Below are 16,681 nucleotides of genomic sequence, written 5' to 3'. Positions count from 1 at the left end.
CCCTCGTTTCCGGGATGACAAGTTTCTTCACTTTAATAAGTCACAAAAAAACCGTCATCAATAAATCACGAAAAACTGTCATCCCTGAGGAGCCTAGGCGACATCAGGGATCTACTCACCACTCGTTGTAAATTCAATTGATTCAGCGCGCTTTAAGTAGATCCCGGATAACTCGTCCCTCGTTTCCGGGATGACAAGTTTCTTCACTTTAATAAGTCACAAAAAAACCGTCATCAATAAATCACGAAAAACTGTCATCCCTGAGGAGCCTAGGCGACATCAGGGATCTACTCACCATTCGTTGTAAATCCAATTGATTCAGCGCGCTTTCAGTAGATTCCAAACAGTTCGTCCCTCACTTTTGGAATGACGGGATTGACTCTCGGCTCTGCTCTTAGCTTTTCCACGCTACACGCTACACGCAACTCGAAACACGCAACAATCTTTTTCGCTTTTAGTCTGAACCAAACAAATCTCTGGTATAAACCTTACCCTCAACATCAGCAAGCTCTTCTACCATACGGTTTGAAACAATCACATCCGAGATTTGCTTAAACTCATCAAAGTCACGAACAACGCGAGAGTGAAAGAAATCATCTTCTTTTAAGACAGGTTCATAAACGACAACTTCAATACCTTTGGCTTTCAAACGTTTCATAATGCCTTGGATACTGGAAGCTCGGAAATTATCTGAACCGGCTTTCATAATTAAACGGTAGATACCCACAACTTTAGGGTCACGTTTTAAAATTGAATCGGCCACAAAGTCTTTACGAGTACGGTTGGCATCAACAATGGCACCAATAATATTATTGGGTACAGAATCATAGTTAGCCAACAACTGCTTGGTATCTTTTGGTAAACAATAACCACCGTAACCAAATGATGGGTTGTTGTAATGATTGCCAATACGAGGGTCTAAACCAACCCCTTCGATGATTTGACGCGCATCCAAACCATTGGCTTCAGCGTAAGAGTCCAATTCATTGAAATAAGCAACTCGAAGAGCCAGATAAGTGTTAGAGAACAGCTTCACTGCTTCGGCTTCAGTCGAATCAGTAAACAGCACATCAATATCTTGCTTAATCGCACCTTCAACTAATAAGTTGGCAAAGGCTTTAGCTCGTTCAGACTGCTCACCGACAATAATGCGAGATGGATGTAAGTTATCAAATAGAGCACGACCTTCACGTAAGAATTCAGGTGAAAAGATAATATTTTCACACTGCATTTCTTGCTTAATATTAGCGGTATAACCCACTGGCACAGTAGATTTAATCACCATCACTGCATTTGGATTCATCGCCATGACATCACGAATCACCGCTTCAACGGATGAAGTGTTAAAGTAGTTGGTTTGCGGATCGTAATCCGTTGGCGTTGCAATCACGACAAATTCTGCATCTTGATAAGCGGCTTGTTTATCTAACGTTGCGGTAAGATTGAGATCTTTTTCAGCGAGAAACTGTTCTATTTCAGCATCCACGATTGGTGATTGACGACGATTAATCATCTCCACTTTTTCAGGGATGATATCAACCGCAACCACTTCATGGTGTTGTGACAATAAAACAGCGTTTGAAAGGCCGACATAGCCGGTACCTGCGATAGCAATTTTCATAATACATTCTCATCAATTAATATGTAGATAGTATACTCAACCAACCTTAAGCTGCTAGGGCCTGTTGATCTTTAGTGATTGTTTTTGCAGCGAGTTGTTGGGTTTTTCTACAAGGCAGAGGCTTCGTGGTGTAGCTAGCCTACACGAGAAACCGATAACGCAGTAGAAATGACCAACAAACGCTGCCCAAAGGGATCGGCTAAAAGCGTTTTATCCTTCGTTAAGCCTCATTTACTTAGAATAACTAGGCTTCAATCGTCTTGCCTTATTTATATAAAGAGAAAGCTAAAACGCTTTTATCTCGAACAAAATTTAATCACACAAGATCAACTGGCCCTAGTTTCAAATAAAAAATTCACATTTAAACAACACGATCCCCTGCTCCCTTCCCTAATATCGTTTGCATAATATAAGAAAAGTAATTATTTACCGTCATATTCTGAATCATCTGTTGATCCCACTCGGCCAATTTTTCAGGTTCAGACATATCTATTTCATTGACCTGAGCTAACCCGGTAATACCAGGGCGCACGCTATAAACATTTCTTTTATTTCTTTCTGCAATAAGCTCTTCTTGATTAAATAAGTTAGGTCTCGGACCAACTAAACTCATTTCCCCTTTCACGACATTAATCAATTGAGGCAATTCATCCAACTTGGTTTTACGTAAAAATGCCCCCAGTTTTGTCACCGAGCCAACACCAACCAAATGGGTTGCAACAGACAGCGTATTAACTGGCATAGTCCTAAATTTAATCAAAGTAAAAGGTTGTTGGTGTCTACCGACTCTAACCTGAAAAAATAATGGTGAACCGGTATCGAAGTAACCAATAATCATAATGATCACAAGCACAGGCCAAAGAAACAACAAACCGAAAAAAGCAAAAATAAAATCAAATAACCGCAACATGAATGTCGTTCCTAATAACTACTTTGATTGGAGATGATATTTAACCGTTTCGAGCACACCTTGTTGCCAAGAAACCGGAGGTAGCCAGTTTAACTTTTTTTTAGTGTCAGAGATATCCACTTGAAGAGAACCACATAAACGTTGTGCAATTTGCGGCTTACCTATCAAGCTGGCAGCAAGTCTAAACCAGACCATTGGAATAGGGATTAATACGCAATGAGAATTGGAAGATTGTTTAATCTGCTTTAATAATTGAGTCGTCGAAACATCATAATCATCAGACACTAAAAAGGTTTGATTCGCTGCATTGGGATGCTGACTACACACCATAATAAGATCGACTAAATTATCCAAGTAAACCAAACTTCGCTGATTTTTAATCGCCCCTAATGGCAAAGGAGCAGACTTACTCACCCATTTCATCATTGATTTAAAATTGGCTTTTACTTTTGGTCCATAGACTAGAGGTGGGCGAATAATAACAACTTCTAACCCTGTTTTTTGAGCAAGCTCCATCAAGGCCATTTCTGCTTTATATTTACTCAGACCATAAGGATCACTTGGTGGACATGAGACTTTAGACGTAAAAGGGCTACCCGCCTCAGTTTGTTCTCCATTCACCTTAATCGAACTCAAAAAAAGAAACCGCTTCACACCGGCTTCAACCGCTTGTCTTGCTAAATGTAAAGTGCCGTGAAAATTAACCTCATCATAGACTGCTTGAATATCCTGAGCCTCTTCTTGCATTTGGTGGACACGTGCAGCACAGTGGATAACACATTCAATCCCTTTCAAATGTACTGACCAATCAAATTCAGGAGAAAGATGTCCAACACACCAGTGTATATTCGAATGAGACTTAACATTCTGTACATTGTCAGAACGCATGACAGCCGAAACCTGATGCTTTGCCGTTAATGCAACATCTACTAAGCGACTTCCCACAAAACCTGTTGCACCAGTGATTAATAAATTCATTAAAATACTCTTAATTTAAAAGATAGATCCTAGGTTCGAGTGCGCTTTACTTCGAGAGCCGAGTTATCCAAGATCGCTTCTCGTATCTCGAGCGCAGCGTACTCGCTTCTCGAAACTCAAGTAAGCCATCATGCTGAACAAGTAAGGAACGAACGCGATTCAGTATCTCCAATAGCACGTTACTCACATTGTCTATACATTAAGTCTCAACGCGCTTTAGGAGATTCCGCATCTTCTTCGCTTAGGCTCATGTGCGGAATGACGTTTATTTCGTCATCCTCGGGCCGAGTCACAATATAATTCACAACATCAGTTCACTCAAACAAACGAGGAACCGGGGATCGACTCACCACGTGTTGTAGACCATTACGGACTTAACTATTCAGCGCGATTCTAGTAGATTCCTGCTCTCGCTGAGGCTCGGCTGGAATGACGTCCTATGCGTCATGTGCGAAATGACGATTATTCCGTCATCCTCGGGCCGAGTCACAATATAATTCACAACATCAGTTCACTCAAACAAACGAGGAACCGGGGATCGACTCACCACGTGTTGTAGAGCATTACGGACTTAACTATTCAGCGCGATTCTAGTAGATTCCTGCTCTCGCTAAGGCTCGGCTGGAATGACGTCCTATGCGTCATGTGCGAAATGACGATTATTCCGTCATCCTCGGGCGACACCTCTCGCTTTTTGTTTTTCGCCTCTCGCTTCTCGCCTCTCATCTCTCCCCAAAATCCCATATAGAAAATTCCCACAAATCCGTTTACAATCATCCCTCATATTCTACCTACACAAGTTGCCTTCTTAATGCTCAACATCATCAAAAACTTGTTAAAAATTAATCGTCGTGAAAAGCGTATTATCAATGTTATATACGACATTACAGCAATTCTACTTTCTATTTATTTTTCTATTGTTGTGCGCCTCGGACACAGTAACTTTCAAATAGGGCAAGAAGAAATTCTAAGCTGGTCAATCACAACATTAGTCACTGTTTTTATCTTTCTACACTTAGGAATGTATCGTGCGGTAGTCCGTTATATGGTGGTGGCTGCTTTAAGTCATATATTGATTGCTGTGATGGCCTCTAGCATCACTCTTATGATTACTAGCTTTATATTCCATTCTTTCTTACCTAGAAGTGTCCCTTTTATTTTTGCTGGTTTTGCTGTGATGACTCTAGGAACACCACGCATTCTTATACGAAATTATTATCATCAGTTTTATCGCCGCAATAAACCCAATGTCTTTATCTATGGCGCCGGCGCAACTGGTCGAGAACTTGCTTACTCACTGGCTCATGGTGAAAAATATAACCCAGCAATCCTGTTTGATGACGACCCATCTAAAGTCGGTCAGGTTATTCATGGTGTTAAAATTCACTCAAGCTCAGACTTCCACCGCCTTCAACCCCTGTATCAACCGGTTAAGTTACTCTTAGCAATTAATAATATTAATAAAGGCGAACGATTACGCTTGGTTGATAGGCTTTCAAACTTACCAATAGAATTACAGTCGGTACCCTCTGTCGAAGACATCGCGACAGGGCGAGCGCAAACTGGCGAGATTAAAGACTTAGATATCGCAGATTTATTAGGAAGAACCCCGGTAGACCCTGTACCAAAGTTACTCAGTCAAAACATCACCAATAAAAACATCATGGTCACTGGTGCAGGTGGCTCTATTGGCTCTGAACTTTGTAGACAAATACTCAAGCAAAACCCAAACTGTATCGTGTTATTTGAGCTCAATGAATTCAATCTATATAAAATTGACCAAGAACTACAACAAGCAAAAAAACACTTAAAATACGAGACAAAAATTGTCGCAGCACTTGGCTCGGTACAACGTCAAAATCGAGTAGAAAAACTAATGAGAGCTTACAAGGTTGAAACCGTTTATCACGCAGCCGCTTATAAGCATGTCCCCTTAGTTGAAGATAATATCGTCGAAGGCATACGCAATAATGTTTTCGGTACTTGGTGTGTGGCAGAGGCGGCAATCAATACCGGTGTGAAAAACTTCACCTTAATTTCAACCGATAAAGCAGTGCGCCCAACCAATGTAATGGGAGCCAGCAAACGCTTAGCAGAACTCGTATTACAAGCTTTATCTGATAGACAATCTGGTACCAGCTTTACTATGGTTCGTTTTGGTAATGTATTAGGTTCTTCAGGCTCAGTAGTACCACTATTCAAAAAGCAAATTCGGAAAGGTGGGCCTGTTACCGTCACTCATCCTGATATCACACGTTTTTTCATGCTCATTCCAGAAGCAGCACAATTAGTCATACAAGCTGGCGCAATAGGTCATAACGGCCAAGTATTTGTGCTAGATATGGGAGAGCCGGTAAAGATTCTAGACCTTGCTAAACGCATGATCCACCTTATGGGTATGACAGAAAAAGCCACTGAAGAAGGCAATAAAAAAGAAGGGGATATAGAAATTCGCTTTACTGGTCTAAGGCCGGGAGAGAAACTTTATGAAGAATTGTTGATTGGGGAGAATGTAACAGGCACTTGCCACCCTAAAATCATGACAGCAAGTGAAGAAAGCCTAAGCTGGCAAGAAATGGAGGTCGTGATCAAACAACTTGATAGTTGCTGCCACGACTTTGATTTGGAATGTATTAAACGTATTTTGCTGGAAACGCCGACCGGGTATAAGCCTAAACAGCCGTAGTGAGAATCAAAAGACTTCATTTAGGCATATACCCAAGCGACTTCAAGGTGCAAAATTCAGAACTATCATCCAAACCTTTAGACAAGGAAGATTGGTGAAGGAATGTAAGCACCTTTCAAACCAATCTGACGCTGACTATCTCTTATAAAAAAGAAAGGGTTGGATGAAGCTCCCAAAAGGCAAGTTAAAACAAGCTTTATACTGCGTTAAATTGAACAGAGATAGAATCACACTATGATCATATTCAATTTGCCTTGCCTAAAGCTTGTTTTATTCTGACTGAAACTCGTAGCTTGAAGTTACTTGGGCATATACTTTTCGTGATACTTAAATCGATATGACATAGCATCCTCTAATGCATCAAGTATCACTCTAATTTTCTTAAACTCGAACCTGGCACAACAATAAGCGACGACCAAACAAGCTATAAAATAAGGTCGATTACGTACAAATCTATTTTCACCATAAAGTTTTTGAATTCGAAAGAAGTTACGGTAATTAAAATAGGTTTTCCAACTTGCAACATCGTGACTATTACCACTCTCAACCCAGCGAGTCATTCCAGCCTTAGGTATGCATCGAATTTTAAAGCCTAACTTCCTTGCTCTTAACGCAAAATCTAAATCATCACTAAAAATAAAATAGTGTTCATCAGGTAAACCAGTAAACTTCAATACCGGGATAGGGACAATCGGGCCCTCGAAGGGCATAAAATCTATTTCAAATGGCTCTTTATTATACTTTTCGTGGGTATCTTTAATTGAGTTTCGTTTATGGTTAAGTATCCACACCGATTTTAAATCAACATCAGTTGAAGACTGTTCAGCATTCTGCCCTTTTATATCGTATCGCATCGGTTGTAATATCGTTTTTTTATCTAGATAGGGTGTCAGTTTTTCTAAGCAGTCATGATGAAAGGTCACATCATCATCCGAAAACCACACATGGGTAAACTTATCTTCCGACTCCAAAGCCAATTTACAACCTAAAGCAAAACCACCCGCCCCACCTAAATTGGCACCAGTATTCACATATCGAACCCGACCTTTCGTCTTGTCAGCCCAAGCTGAAACTACATTATACGTTTCATCTTTACTGTTATTATCGATGACATAAATTGTATCTACGTTTTGTTTTACCAATGAAGCTAATGTTTTTGCCAAAAGGTAACAGCGATTATAAGTCACCACAATCGATGCAATTTTGTAAGGTTTCATAGACATTCACCTAGACAACATCAACAAAAAACGAAGGGATAGATGAACTCGTTCTAATGTTCGCTAAAATCAACGTTGAAGCATGAAGCGCTTCACGAATCGTCACATCCATATCAAGATAACGATAGGTCCCTAACCGACCAACAAAAGTCACTTTAGATTGCTGTTTCGCAAGTTCAACATAATTGGATAGTTGCTCAACACCTTCACCACCTGCAAAACGAATTGGGTAATAAGGAATATCATTATCTTCAGCCAATCGACTGTATTCTTTATAGATCACAGTGTCATCATGCTTTTCCCAAGGAGAAAAGTACTTATGCTCAGTAATTCGTGTATAAGGTACGGATTCATCTCCATAGTTCATCACCGCGGTACCTTGAAAATCCCCTTCGTAAATTTCAGGTTTGAAATCTAAAGTACGGTAACCTAAACGACCAAATCTATAGTCAAAATACGTATCAATAGGGCCGGAATAGAACACATGTTCAAAGTCTTGTTCCATTGATTTATCAAAGCTCGTACTTAACTTCACTTCAATATTATCGTGATCTAAAATCTTCTCTACAATTTCGGTATAACCATTAACTGGCATACCTTGATATTTATGATTGAAATAATTGTCATCGTAATTAAAACGCACAGGCAGACGCTTTAAGATACTTGCAGGGAGTGTTGAAGGCTCAACGCCCCATTGCTTTTTGGTGTAGCCTTTAAAGAACGCTTCATAAAAATCTTTACCAACAAAGCGCATTGCTTGCTCTTCAAAGGTTTGAGGATCAACAATCGAAGTATCCGCTAGAGATTCAATAAACTCTTTTGCTTCGTTAGGGTTGAGTGTTTTAGCAAAGTATTGATTAATCGTATGTAGGTTAATAGGTAATGAATACACAGCACCCTGTGAAGTCGTTTTCACACGGTTTACATAAGGCTTAAACTCGGCCCACTGATTTACATAGCTCCAGACCTCTTCATCGTCGGTATGAAAAATATGAGGGCCATATGTGTGAACCAAAATATTGGTACTATCATGCCGTTGAGTATGGCAATTTCCAGCCACATGCTCCCGAGAATCAATAACCACCACCTTAAAACCCTGTTCGGCAAGTTGTCTTGCAATAATTGCACATGAAAAACCAGCGCCAACACATAAATACATATTACACCTCATCCTTTAAGCTGACTTTTTCCTGTAACTTAGCCGTATAATTCTGGTTCGATTGACCTTCTTGAGATTGAAGAAGAAAGGCAACCTTAAGCACTTGTACCTCTTGCTTGAGTTCATGAGCCTCACGTTTAACATGCTGTAATTCTTTTAATAAACGTCGATTTGATACCCATAAAAAGGAATGCATTTTCAAGTTATATCGGTATTCCAAGTACGCTTTTATTTTTTTTAATAAAGCTCTAAAACCTTCCGTTTTATATGTATGTATAGATTGTGTGAATAGAGAGTTTATTGAGGTATTTGGAGGGGGGAATTTATTATTTTTTTGCTTATTATCAAGTTTGAGCTTCTTCCCTTTTGCCACAACACAAAAAGCTTCATAATCATTTTCCAGAGCGGTTCTCACTAAATCAGAGCCGTAGCGTCCCAGCACTGATGTATCCAATAGGCTTGTAACCCAATCCAATGAATAAAAAGAGGTCTGTTGCTTGAATGCAATAAATAATTCTTGCATAAACTCAGCCTCCATTTTCCGAGCAATCCAGCATGTATTGCCGACTAACCAACCAAAACTTTGCTCATAAAATCGACTAGAATCAGTCGCATTTAAGATACTCAAAATAGTTTGATGATGCTCATACATCGCCAGTAACTTTTTGTCCGCCCTTGACATTGATTGTCCAGGACGGTTAATACGGTGATAACAACCAATAAAGTCATCAAATACAATCTTGCTTGCTAAAATAGTACTCTGCCAATGAAAGGGGTTATCTTCAAAAAAATAATCACCGACAGGGAAACGAACTTTGTGGTCTTCTAACCAAGTTCGTCGATAAATTTTTCGCCAAGGAACCGGGTTTAATCGCAACAATTTGCGCTTGAATTCGTCAGAATCATTAACTTGCCCCATAAATGAATGGATATCTGGCCATTTTTTTCCATCTGAAGGCACTTTTTTCTGGTTGTTGCTTTCATCAAACTCTAGGTAATTACAAAACGCGATATCGGCATCACCTGAACTCGCCAACTCAAACAAACGCTCGAACATATCCAGCTCATACCAATCATCACCATCAGCAAATCCAATATACTCACCGGTCGCGATATCAAGCCCAGCGTTCGCCGCACTCGATACCCCACCGATAGTATTTTTTTCAAAGTATATGGTTTTTATTCGATCGTCTTTTTTAGCAAATTCATCAATAATTTTTCGGGTACCATCCGTTGATGCATCATCTACTACAATAATTTCAATATCACTTAAGGTTTGGTTCGCAATAGACTCAAGACACTGATGGATATAGTTTTCAATATTAAATGTGGTAACGATGATTGATAGTGTCATAGTCCATTCCTAATTTGAGCAACCCGGCTTGTAGAGCCGTAGCAGGATGATGCAAACTGACTTCCAATACGGTTTGCGATGTGATGTCTTGATATGAATCTTGGATAAGCTGAGATAACTGTGGTTTCAATTCGGGTTGAATACGCTCATAGGCCCAACTTAAAACACTTCGTTTAAACTCTAAAAAAGTAGGATAGAAAACTTTAGAATGGTCTTTATTCTGGTAAAAATAAGCTTGAACTTCTTCCAGCACGGGAATAATGGCTAAGCGTTTCCCATTAAATATGTTGGTAATTTGCTGATTACCAGAGATCACAAAATGATGACAAACAGACTCGGAAAATAAACAGGGGGCTTGAGCATTAAGTAAAATGATCCAGTGTGCATAAATATCGTTATGGACAGGCGTCGTTGAAAATCGCAATTTAATTCGCTTCAAAAAATCATAACGAAGTAGTTTATTCCAAGGGTAATTAATCATTTTAAGAAGCTTTGAACGGTTAGCTTCATTAAATAGTGGCTGCTCAGAGTTAACCAATTGGTTCCAAAGTTTTTCATCGGCTTTATTCATACCAATACTGGCTGTATCAGAAACATAGTATTCATACTGAGCAATAGACACATCACTTTGATTTTGTTCAAGTGACTCGACCCAACGGGACAATACACCTGCAGGCATAACGTCATCCGCGTCAAAAAATAAGACATAATCTGTATTTTCTGGGATATGAGATATACCTATATTTCGACAAGCGCCAGCCCCTACCCCAGAAGAGCCATCATTCAATAACACCTTACCTTCAAAATCACCTGATGCTAGAGCGTCATTCGCAATAGATAAAGTTGAATCGGTAGATTGATCATCGACAACAATGAAGTAGATTCGGTGAGAGTCACCAGATTGAATAGAACGAATACAGCGTAAAAGCTTATCTTGTTCGTTCTTCACTGGGATGATGATTGAAATGTGTGACATAAAAAAGCCCATTAAAGTTTTTTACGATAATGGGCGTTTTTTGTGTCAGTTATTTTACGAAACAATTAATAAAAGATGACAAACCTCATTTAATGAGTGAGATCATGGATTTATTATTGAAAATTTTTAAATACAGAGCCTATCGTCTACTTATAAAAATCCTAACTCCAGAAATTTTTCAATCATATTTACTTGTACTTGAATTAATATCAATGAAGCCTAATAAGGCTTCATTAATCGTTTACTTACTCTCTAATAACCCATAGAATTGCCCTAAAGCTTTAGCGTTATATTCATCCCAATCAACCTCTGCAGAAAACACACTCCCACCAAGGAAATCATTCATACCTTGATACAAACCATCTGTACTATTTTCTACAATAGTGCCATAACCTTTTTCTAAAAAAGCTCTCGGGGCAGGAATATCTGTAGAAATGACTGGTACTCCTAAAGAAATCGCCTCCAACATCACCAAGCCTAATCCTTCATAATGAGATGATAATAAAAATAGATCACACAACTTAAGAATAGGGAATGGATTCCGAATAGAATGGATAATCACAATTCGGTCACTAAATTCAGAGTTTTTTGCCAATTTTAGAGTTTCATTATAAGTTCTTCCAGGTCCACCTATAATAATTAGATATAAATTATCATCCTCGGCGCAAGCTCTTTCAAATGCCGATATCAGTCTATCGTGGCCTTTTTCTGGTGAGAACCGTCCTATATTAATGAATTTTTTCTTTGAGTTATCATTCAATATTAACTCTAATTCATCCTTAGAAATATTCGATTTAGTTTCAGAATCAAACATTATAGGCATGCTTGATTTATGTACAACTAAATCATGAGGGTGTAGGTTTTCAACAACAGTTAACTTCGAACGATCCACTTTAAACTTACCAAAGCAATCCGCTAAAACTGGGTTCACTAATGCAATATTATCATATGAGGTATAGGCATTATCCATCGTTAGTTTATGATAATTTCTCTTCGTAACAAACTCTCCCCACATATCATTATGACAATATATTGTTTTTGTAACATCCGAAGAAGAAAATAAATTAATTACATGCCGATCATAACCACTAAACTGAATTAAATGTGAAAAATCACAATTTGGATATACTTTTTTAAAATTCTCACTGTATATGTTTTTGATAATCCCATTCAAAAACGAGAAGTGAAAATTAAAGTACAAAAACAAAAACAAGGCATCCATATAACTATAATTCAACATTGCCCTGAATGGTATATAGACAATATCACGATCAAGATTTAATATAATATCTTTGTTATTTTTCACTGCATTTTGAGAAAAAGTTAAAAACACATTAAACCGACTTCTATCAATCTCACCTAACAAACTTAAAATTGAGGTTGTAATCCCATTTTTAGCCAAATTTCCAGGGTAAATTAAAATATTTTCTTTATTATTACATTCTGGATAGCCGAAGGATATAGTGTTTTCTTTATTGTAAAATAAGAAATCATTCACCTTTTCAGAACTATAAGCTGTTTCCCATTCACAAAATCTTAAATCTAAAGAGCTTTCTATATTGTCAACATTATCATCTTTAATAAAACTGATAACCTCATCAATATTTTTAGATTTAAAAAATGGGAGACTTTCATTATCAATAGTCACACCTCGATATTCATCATACTCATCATAGTCGAACTGATACAACGCAATTTTTTTATTTGAATTTATAAAATCAAACATTACAGATGAATAATCCGTAATTAAAACATCGGCAACATTCAAAAAGTCATAGGTTTCAACGTACCCTGGGATATAAAATGTATTTTTAAAATCACCTATATTTATCCCTTTCTTCATTAAATAATGAAAACTGACAAATAAAACCTCATTATCTGAAAGCGATCTTGATAACTTTTCAATAAAAAGATATATGTTGGCCAACGTGTACATGTTATTATTTCGACCTAATTTCCCCCTCCATGTAGGCATATACACAAAAACTTTCTTTTCACTTAAGCCTAAATCATATTTTAATTGTTTGTTTCCAGAGAAAAAAACATCATTTCTAGGGTAACCTTCTAGGATGAATTTCCCTTTATATAAATTAGATAACATATATTCTTTCTCCATAACTCTTTTTGTATGAGAATTAGGAAATAGAATATAATCAGACATCAAAAAGTTTCTTTGTATATTTGTTATCATATGTGGCTCATCTACATCAGATCTGCCCATATTTTTTAATGGCGTACCATGCCAAGTATTCAAATATATTTGGCCTTCTCTTTTAAAGAAGTAATCAGGAAAACTAGTACTATTGATTAGAAACTTTGCGACACAAAGCAGATGGCAATATTCTTTAGAATGTATGCGAACAAGCTTAACATCTTCAATGCCATAATAACTTAATCTTTCTTTAATTCTTCCTTCGGAAGATTTTGTGCACGCAATAAAAATACCTACACTTCTATCGCCTCTAAAATATAAATCCTTCATTAAATAAAATTCATTACTAGATATTTGACTACCATGATAAGATTCAAACAACACAACATTTTCCAATGTTAGGTTTTTATTTCTTTCAATTGTATAAATTATCTTTGCTTTTTTATTTTCTTTTTTTATGACAGATTTAAAAAATTTTTTTATTTTATTATACATAGAAACCAACAATTATTTATATTTATTCATAACTTCATCAACAGAACCATCTAGAACCACTTTCCCTTTATCTAGATATATAGCTCTATTACACATATTTTTTATATCTGAATCCGAATGCGAAACAATAATAATAAGGCGTGATTGCTTCATAATTTCTTGCATTCGTTTTTTACACTTTTCCCGAAAATACTTATCACCCACACTTAATACTTCATCAATGATCAAAATATCGCTGCGATAAGTAGTCGCGATCGAGAAAGCCAAACGTGAAACCATACCGCTTGAGTAAGTTTCAATGGGCTTATGAATCGATTCTTCTAATTCAGAGAAATCGATAATTTCTTCAATTTTATCTTCTATTTCTTTTTTATTCTTACCTAATAATGCACCAGCAAGATAGATATTATCTAATCCGCTGAGCTCTTTGGCAAAAAAAGAATTCAAAGAAAGTAACGATCCCACATCTAACTTTGAGTAAAACTGACCACTGGTTGGCTCAAGCACCCCAGATAACACCTTACATATTGTCGACTTTCCCGCACCATTACGCCCGACAATACCAACAATATCGCCCTCATAAAATTTCAGAGACACATTACTCAAAGCCGCTTCACGATTGGCATTAGAGTTAGATACCACTCGTTGCCTTTCATGTTTCGATAAAAACAATCGCTTTAAATTAAAGCTGGTACTATTTGCATACTTAAGTGTGACATCATCAAGCTCGACGACTAAGTTTTTTTCACTCATGTTATACATTCCTGATGATTTGAGGGGCTAGCTTCTTACATATTCTAATTAATACGACTAAGACTAACGATGAAAAAGCTAAGCCATAAAACATATTATCGTATTGAACTTTATCCGTATAAATCAAAGCATTATTATAATAATCAATTAAGTATGCAAATGGATTAAGATCGACTAAAAAACGAAAGTTCTCTGGTACTCTGCTAGAAGGGTAGATAATCGGAGTAATGTAAAAAAGGATCCTTAGACCAAAGCCCACCAAAAATGCGGTGTCTCTTACAAAGACATTTAACATTGCCAAAAATAAAGACAAAGCCGTCACTGCCACCATTGAGGTTACAAATGCCATTATTAAAGCGAATATGTCAGGAGTAAAACCTAGGTACAAAAGTACAGTTTGCAAAATGACATAAGCAAAGAAGAACATGTAACTCTCACCAAATACTTCAGAGGTTGGTAAGATAGGCAGTGGCATCTTCACTTGGCAAACAATCCCTTTATAACGCCTAAAAGAGGTGGTTGCTGTCGACATACTGGAGCTCCACCATTTCCAAAGTGTTACCCCTATTGCAATCATAAGTATTTGATCGGCTCCCCTGTGCCCAAAGATCATTCCTACAACATAACTGTATAAGGCAATGAGCATCATAGGTTCTATGATCCACCATAGATAACCTAAAAATGTGCCACGAATATTGGCTTTTTTCTTCAAATGCGCCAATGTGTAGAGAATATACAAATTTCGAGAGATGGCTTTTGTATTCAATTGAGTACCTATTTAATCATTAACTCTTCATGAGTTGGAATATTAAGTGTGCATTTTGCTTCGCTTGATCAACTTGCACAGAATTAAGCCAATCATTGGCATCTTCACGCTCTTGCGAGTAATACTCAGAATTAAAGAGTAATTGTTCCACTTCTTGTAAAAATTGTTTCTGTGTTTTTGGCTTTGGCCCTGGCGTGGCTTGTTGATATGGAATGGTAAAACCGATTTTAGATTTATACATTTCATAATCATAAGGCAAAAATAACATCGGTTTTTGCGTTAATAAGTAATCAACATAAATGCTCGAATAGTCTGTAATGAGCAAGTCAAATTGCCCAAGCACTTCATTAATATCTGTAATACATGCACGAGATAGGATATTAACACCCTTTATATTTTGTATTTTTTTAGGCATGTTTGATTCAAAATTCGGATGAACTCTCAAATGTAATATACAGTTATGCTTGTGTAAAAATGCTTCGATTTTCTCTTCATTGAAATCTAAAAAAGGGAAAATCACCGTATCATCAAATGGCCGCCAAGTAGGTGCATAGAGTATGTTTTTTTTCGATGAATCAAGCTTTAATACTTCATTGTAATGCTGATAATCACTTCTCAATGCGTCATTTCTCGCTTGACCCGCAATGACGACCTGTTCTTTTCTCAAATTCAAACACGCTCGCCAAGTTTCAGAGAAAGCTTCTGAAGTGGAAAAAAAGTAACTAAAGTTCCCTTTAATTAATCGATAATATAAGGATTTTTTCCAGTTCAAATACTTTTCAGCTCGACCAATCCGTTTTAAAGGTGCGCCATGACCTAAATGAAAAACATTTCGTTTATAAGCCTGACAAAACCCACCTATAGGTGTTTCTAAAGAAGATGTAATCCACGTTTTTGCTTGTAAGATGTACCAACGGCTTTTGATGCTGTAGGTGTCTATAAAGTATGGTCCAATCTCTTGATTAAGAGACTCTTTAAGCTCAAGATCATTAATGACAAAACGTACATCATATTCTGGGTGATGTTTTAAGATATATAGAAACAGATACTTAGAGTTATGGTTAAACTCAGTATTAAATTCCGAATTGAAAATAATCCGTTTAGACTTTCTACTAACAAAAAAACCAAGCAGAGAAAAAAGCGCGCCTTTGATGAAGAGCGCACTTCTTAGCTTTAAGTAACGGTTGCGGTTCTTATTCAAAACTGTATACAACCACTAGATATTTTTAGCTATTTCAATGATTTCAGAAGTGGAAATCGAAGGTGTGCGAGGAAAATACACCACTTCGCAAATATCTGAAAACTCATCAAAGCGGCCTTTCCAGTCATCTCCCATCGCTAATACATCTGCTTTATAAAATTCAATATACTCACGTTTTTTTTCTAAAGAATGCTCAATGAATACTTCATCAACAAAAGAAAGTGATTGAATGATCTTAAGTCGGTCTTGCTCTGAGTAGATTGGATTACGTTGTTTTTTAGAAAAATTCAGTGCATCACTGGATACTCCAACCACTAAGGTATCTCCCAATGTGGCACAACGCTCAAGAATGTTAATGTGTCCCACATGAAAAACATCGAAAGTACCAAATGTAATAACTCGCTTAGACATAG

The 16,681-nt window shown here is 37.3% G+C and carries 13 protein-coding genes; 1 reads left to right on the top strand and 12 read right to left on the bottom strand.

Features of this window, described 5'->3' with window-relative positions; translation table 11 throughout:
• Window positions 1–454: 454 nt before the first annotated feature.
• The 3 genes from ACE3G9_RS07910 to ACE3G9_RS07900 form a co-directional block, all read right to left on the bottom strand.
• On the bottom strand, window positions 455–1,621 hold the full coding sequence (locus ACE3G9_RS07910) for a nucleotide sugar dehydrogenase (protein ID WP_417879646.1): 1,167 nt from the start codon (window positions 1,619–1,621) through the stop codon (window positions 455–457).
• A 361-nt stretch (window positions 1,622–1,982) separates the two neighbouring features.
• Complete coding sequence (locus ACE3G9_RS07905) at window positions 1,983–2,531, bottom strand: sugar transferase (protein WP_449218860.1); 549 nt, start codon at window positions 2,529–2,531, stop codon at window positions 1,983–1,985.
• Between the two features lie 18 nt (window positions 2,532–2,549).
• On the bottom strand, window positions 2,550–3,509 hold the full coding sequence (locus ACE3G9_RS07900) for a UDP-glucose 4-epimerase family protein (RefSeq protein WP_449218859.1): 960 nt from the start codon (window positions 3,507–3,509) through the stop codon (window positions 2,550–2,552).
• Window positions 3,510–4,320: 811 nt separating this feature from the next.
• Here ACE3G9_RS07900 and ACE3G9_RS07895 point away from each other — a divergent pair.
• The gene (locus ACE3G9_RS07895) at window positions 4,321–6,195 is read left to right on the top strand and encodes a polysaccharide biosynthesis protein (RefSeq protein WP_449218858.1); all 1,875 of its coding nucleotides are present in this window, start codon (window positions 4,321–4,323) and stop codon (window positions 6,193–6,195) included.
• A gap of 299 nt (window positions 6,196–6,494) precedes the next feature.
• Here ACE3G9_RS07895 and ACE3G9_RS07890 read toward each other — a convergent pair whose 3' ends face one another.
• The 9 genes from ACE3G9_RS07890 to ACE3G9_RS07850 all read right to left on the bottom strand — a co-directional run bounded on the left by ACE3G9_RS07890 (window position 6,495) and on the right by ACE3G9_RS07850 (window position 16,679).
• Entirely contained in the window at window positions 6,495–7,412 is a 918-nt protein-coding gene (locus ACE3G9_RS07890; RefSeq protein WP_449218857.1) for a glycosyltransferase, read from the bottom strand.
• Between the two features lie 10 nt (window positions 7,413–7,422).
• Complete coding sequence (gene glf, locus ACE3G9_RS07885; protein WP_449218856.1) at window positions 7,423–8,571, bottom strand: UDP-galactopyranose mutase; 1,149 nt, start codon at window positions 8,569–8,571, stop codon at window positions 7,423–7,425.
• A 1-nt stretch (window position 8,572) separates the two neighbouring features.
• On the bottom strand, window positions 8,573–9,925 hold the full coding sequence (locus tag ACE3G9_RS07880; RefSeq protein WP_449218855.1) for a glycosyltransferase family 2 protein: 1,353 nt from the start codon (window positions 9,923–9,925) through the stop codon (window positions 8,573–8,575).
• Window positions 9,894–10,901, bottom strand: coding sequence for a glycosyltransferase family 2 protein (locus ACE3G9_RS07875; RefSeq protein WP_449218854.1), 1,008 nt, complete (start codon window positions 10,899–10,901; stop codon window positions 9,894–9,896). Before ACE3G9_RS07875 ends, ACE3G9_RS07880 begins: the two co-directional genes overlap by 32 nt.
• A gap of 241 nt (window positions 10,902–11,142) precedes the next feature.
• On the bottom strand, window positions 11,143–13,548 hold the full coding sequence (locus ACE3G9_RS07870; RefSeq protein WP_449218853.1) for a CDP-glycerol glycerophosphotransferase family protein: 2,406 nt from the start codon (window positions 13,546–13,548) through the stop codon (window positions 11,143–11,145).
• 12 nt (window positions 13,549–13,560) lie between these two features.
• Window positions 13,561–14,301 carry an ABC transporter ATP-binding protein gene (locus tag ACE3G9_RS07865; protein ID WP_449218852.1) on the bottom strand — a complete coding sequence of 247 codons (741 nt, stop codon included), beginning with the start codon at window positions 14,299–14,301 and terminating at the stop codon, window positions 13,561–13,563.
• A 1-nt stretch (window position 14,302) separates the two neighbouring features.
• Window positions 14,303–15,067 carry an ABC transporter permease gene (locus tag ACE3G9_RS07860; RefSeq protein WP_449218851.1) on the bottom strand — a complete coding sequence of 255 codons (765 nt, stop codon included), beginning with the start codon at window positions 15,065–15,067 and terminating at the stop codon, window positions 14,303–14,305.
• Window positions 15,068–15,086: 19 nt separating this feature from the next.
• Window positions 15,087–16,268: a CDP-glycerol glycerophosphotransferase family protein gene (locus ACE3G9_RS07855; RefSeq protein WP_449218850.1), complete on the bottom strand. Its 1,182-nt coding sequence runs from the start codon at window positions 16,266–16,268 to the stop codon at window positions 15,087–15,089.
• A gap of 15 nt (window positions 16,269–16,283) precedes the next feature.
• A complete protein-coding gene (locus ACE3G9_RS07850) occupies window positions 16,284–16,679 on the bottom strand; it encodes an adenylyltransferase/cytidyltransferase family protein (protein ID WP_417879634.1) in 396 nt (131 codons plus the stop codon).
• Window positions 16,680–16,681 lie beyond the last annotated feature (2 nt).

The organism is Vibrio sp. E150_018 (assembly GCF_053544035.1).
The sequence above is the reverse complement of the archived record's forward strand: the minus strand, read 5'-3'. Positions and strand labels throughout refer to the sequence as shown.

What these genes read in the sequence shown, in the direction of transcription:
- ACE3G9_RS07910 (WP_417879646.1), bottom strand. Translation starts at nt 1,621, where the DNA reads ATGAAAATTGCTATCGCAGGTACCGGCTATGTCGGCCTTTCAAACGCT.
- ACE3G9_RS07905 (WP_449218860.1), bottom strand. Translation starts at nt 2,531, where the DNA reads ATGTTGCGGTTATTTGATTTTATTTTTGCTTTTTTCGGTTTGTTGTTT.
- ACE3G9_RS07900 (WP_449218859.1), bottom strand. Translation starts at nt 3,509, where the DNA reads ATGAATTTATTAATCACTGGTGCAACAGGTTTTGTGGGAAGTCGCTTA.
- ACE3G9_RS07895 (WP_449218858.1), top strand. Translation starts at nt 4,321, where the DNA reads ATGCTCAACATCATCAAAAACTTGTTAAAAATTAATCGTCGTGAAAAG.
- ACE3G9_RS07890 (WP_449218857.1), bottom strand. Translation starts at nt 7,412, where the DNA reads ATGAAACCTTACAAAATTGCATCGATTGTGGTGACTTATAATCGCTGT.
- glf (WP_449218856.1), bottom strand. Translation starts at nt 8,571, where the DNA reads ATGTATTTATGTGTTGGCGCTGGTTTTTCATGTGCAATTATTGCAAGA.
- ACE3G9_RS07880 (WP_449218855.1), bottom strand. Translation starts at nt 9,925, where the DNA reads ATGACACTATCAATCATCGTTACCACATTTAATATTGAAAACTATATC.
- ACE3G9_RS07875 (WP_449218854.1), bottom strand. Translation starts at nt 10,901, where the DNA reads ATGTCACACATTTCAATCATCATCCCAGTGAAGAACGAACAAGATAAG.
- ACE3G9_RS07870 (WP_449218853.1), bottom strand. Translation starts at nt 13,548, where the DNA reads ATGTATAATAAAATAAAAAAATTTTTTAAATCTGTCATAAAAAAAGAA.
- ACE3G9_RS07865 (WP_449218852.1), bottom strand. Translation starts at nt 14,301, where the DNA reads ATGAGTGAAAAAAACTTAGTCGTCGAGCTTGATGATGTCACACTTAAG.
- ACE3G9_RS07850 (WP_417879634.1), bottom strand. Translation starts at nt 16,679, where the DNA reads ATGTCTAAGCGAGTTATTACATTTGGTACTTTCGATGTTTTTCATGTG.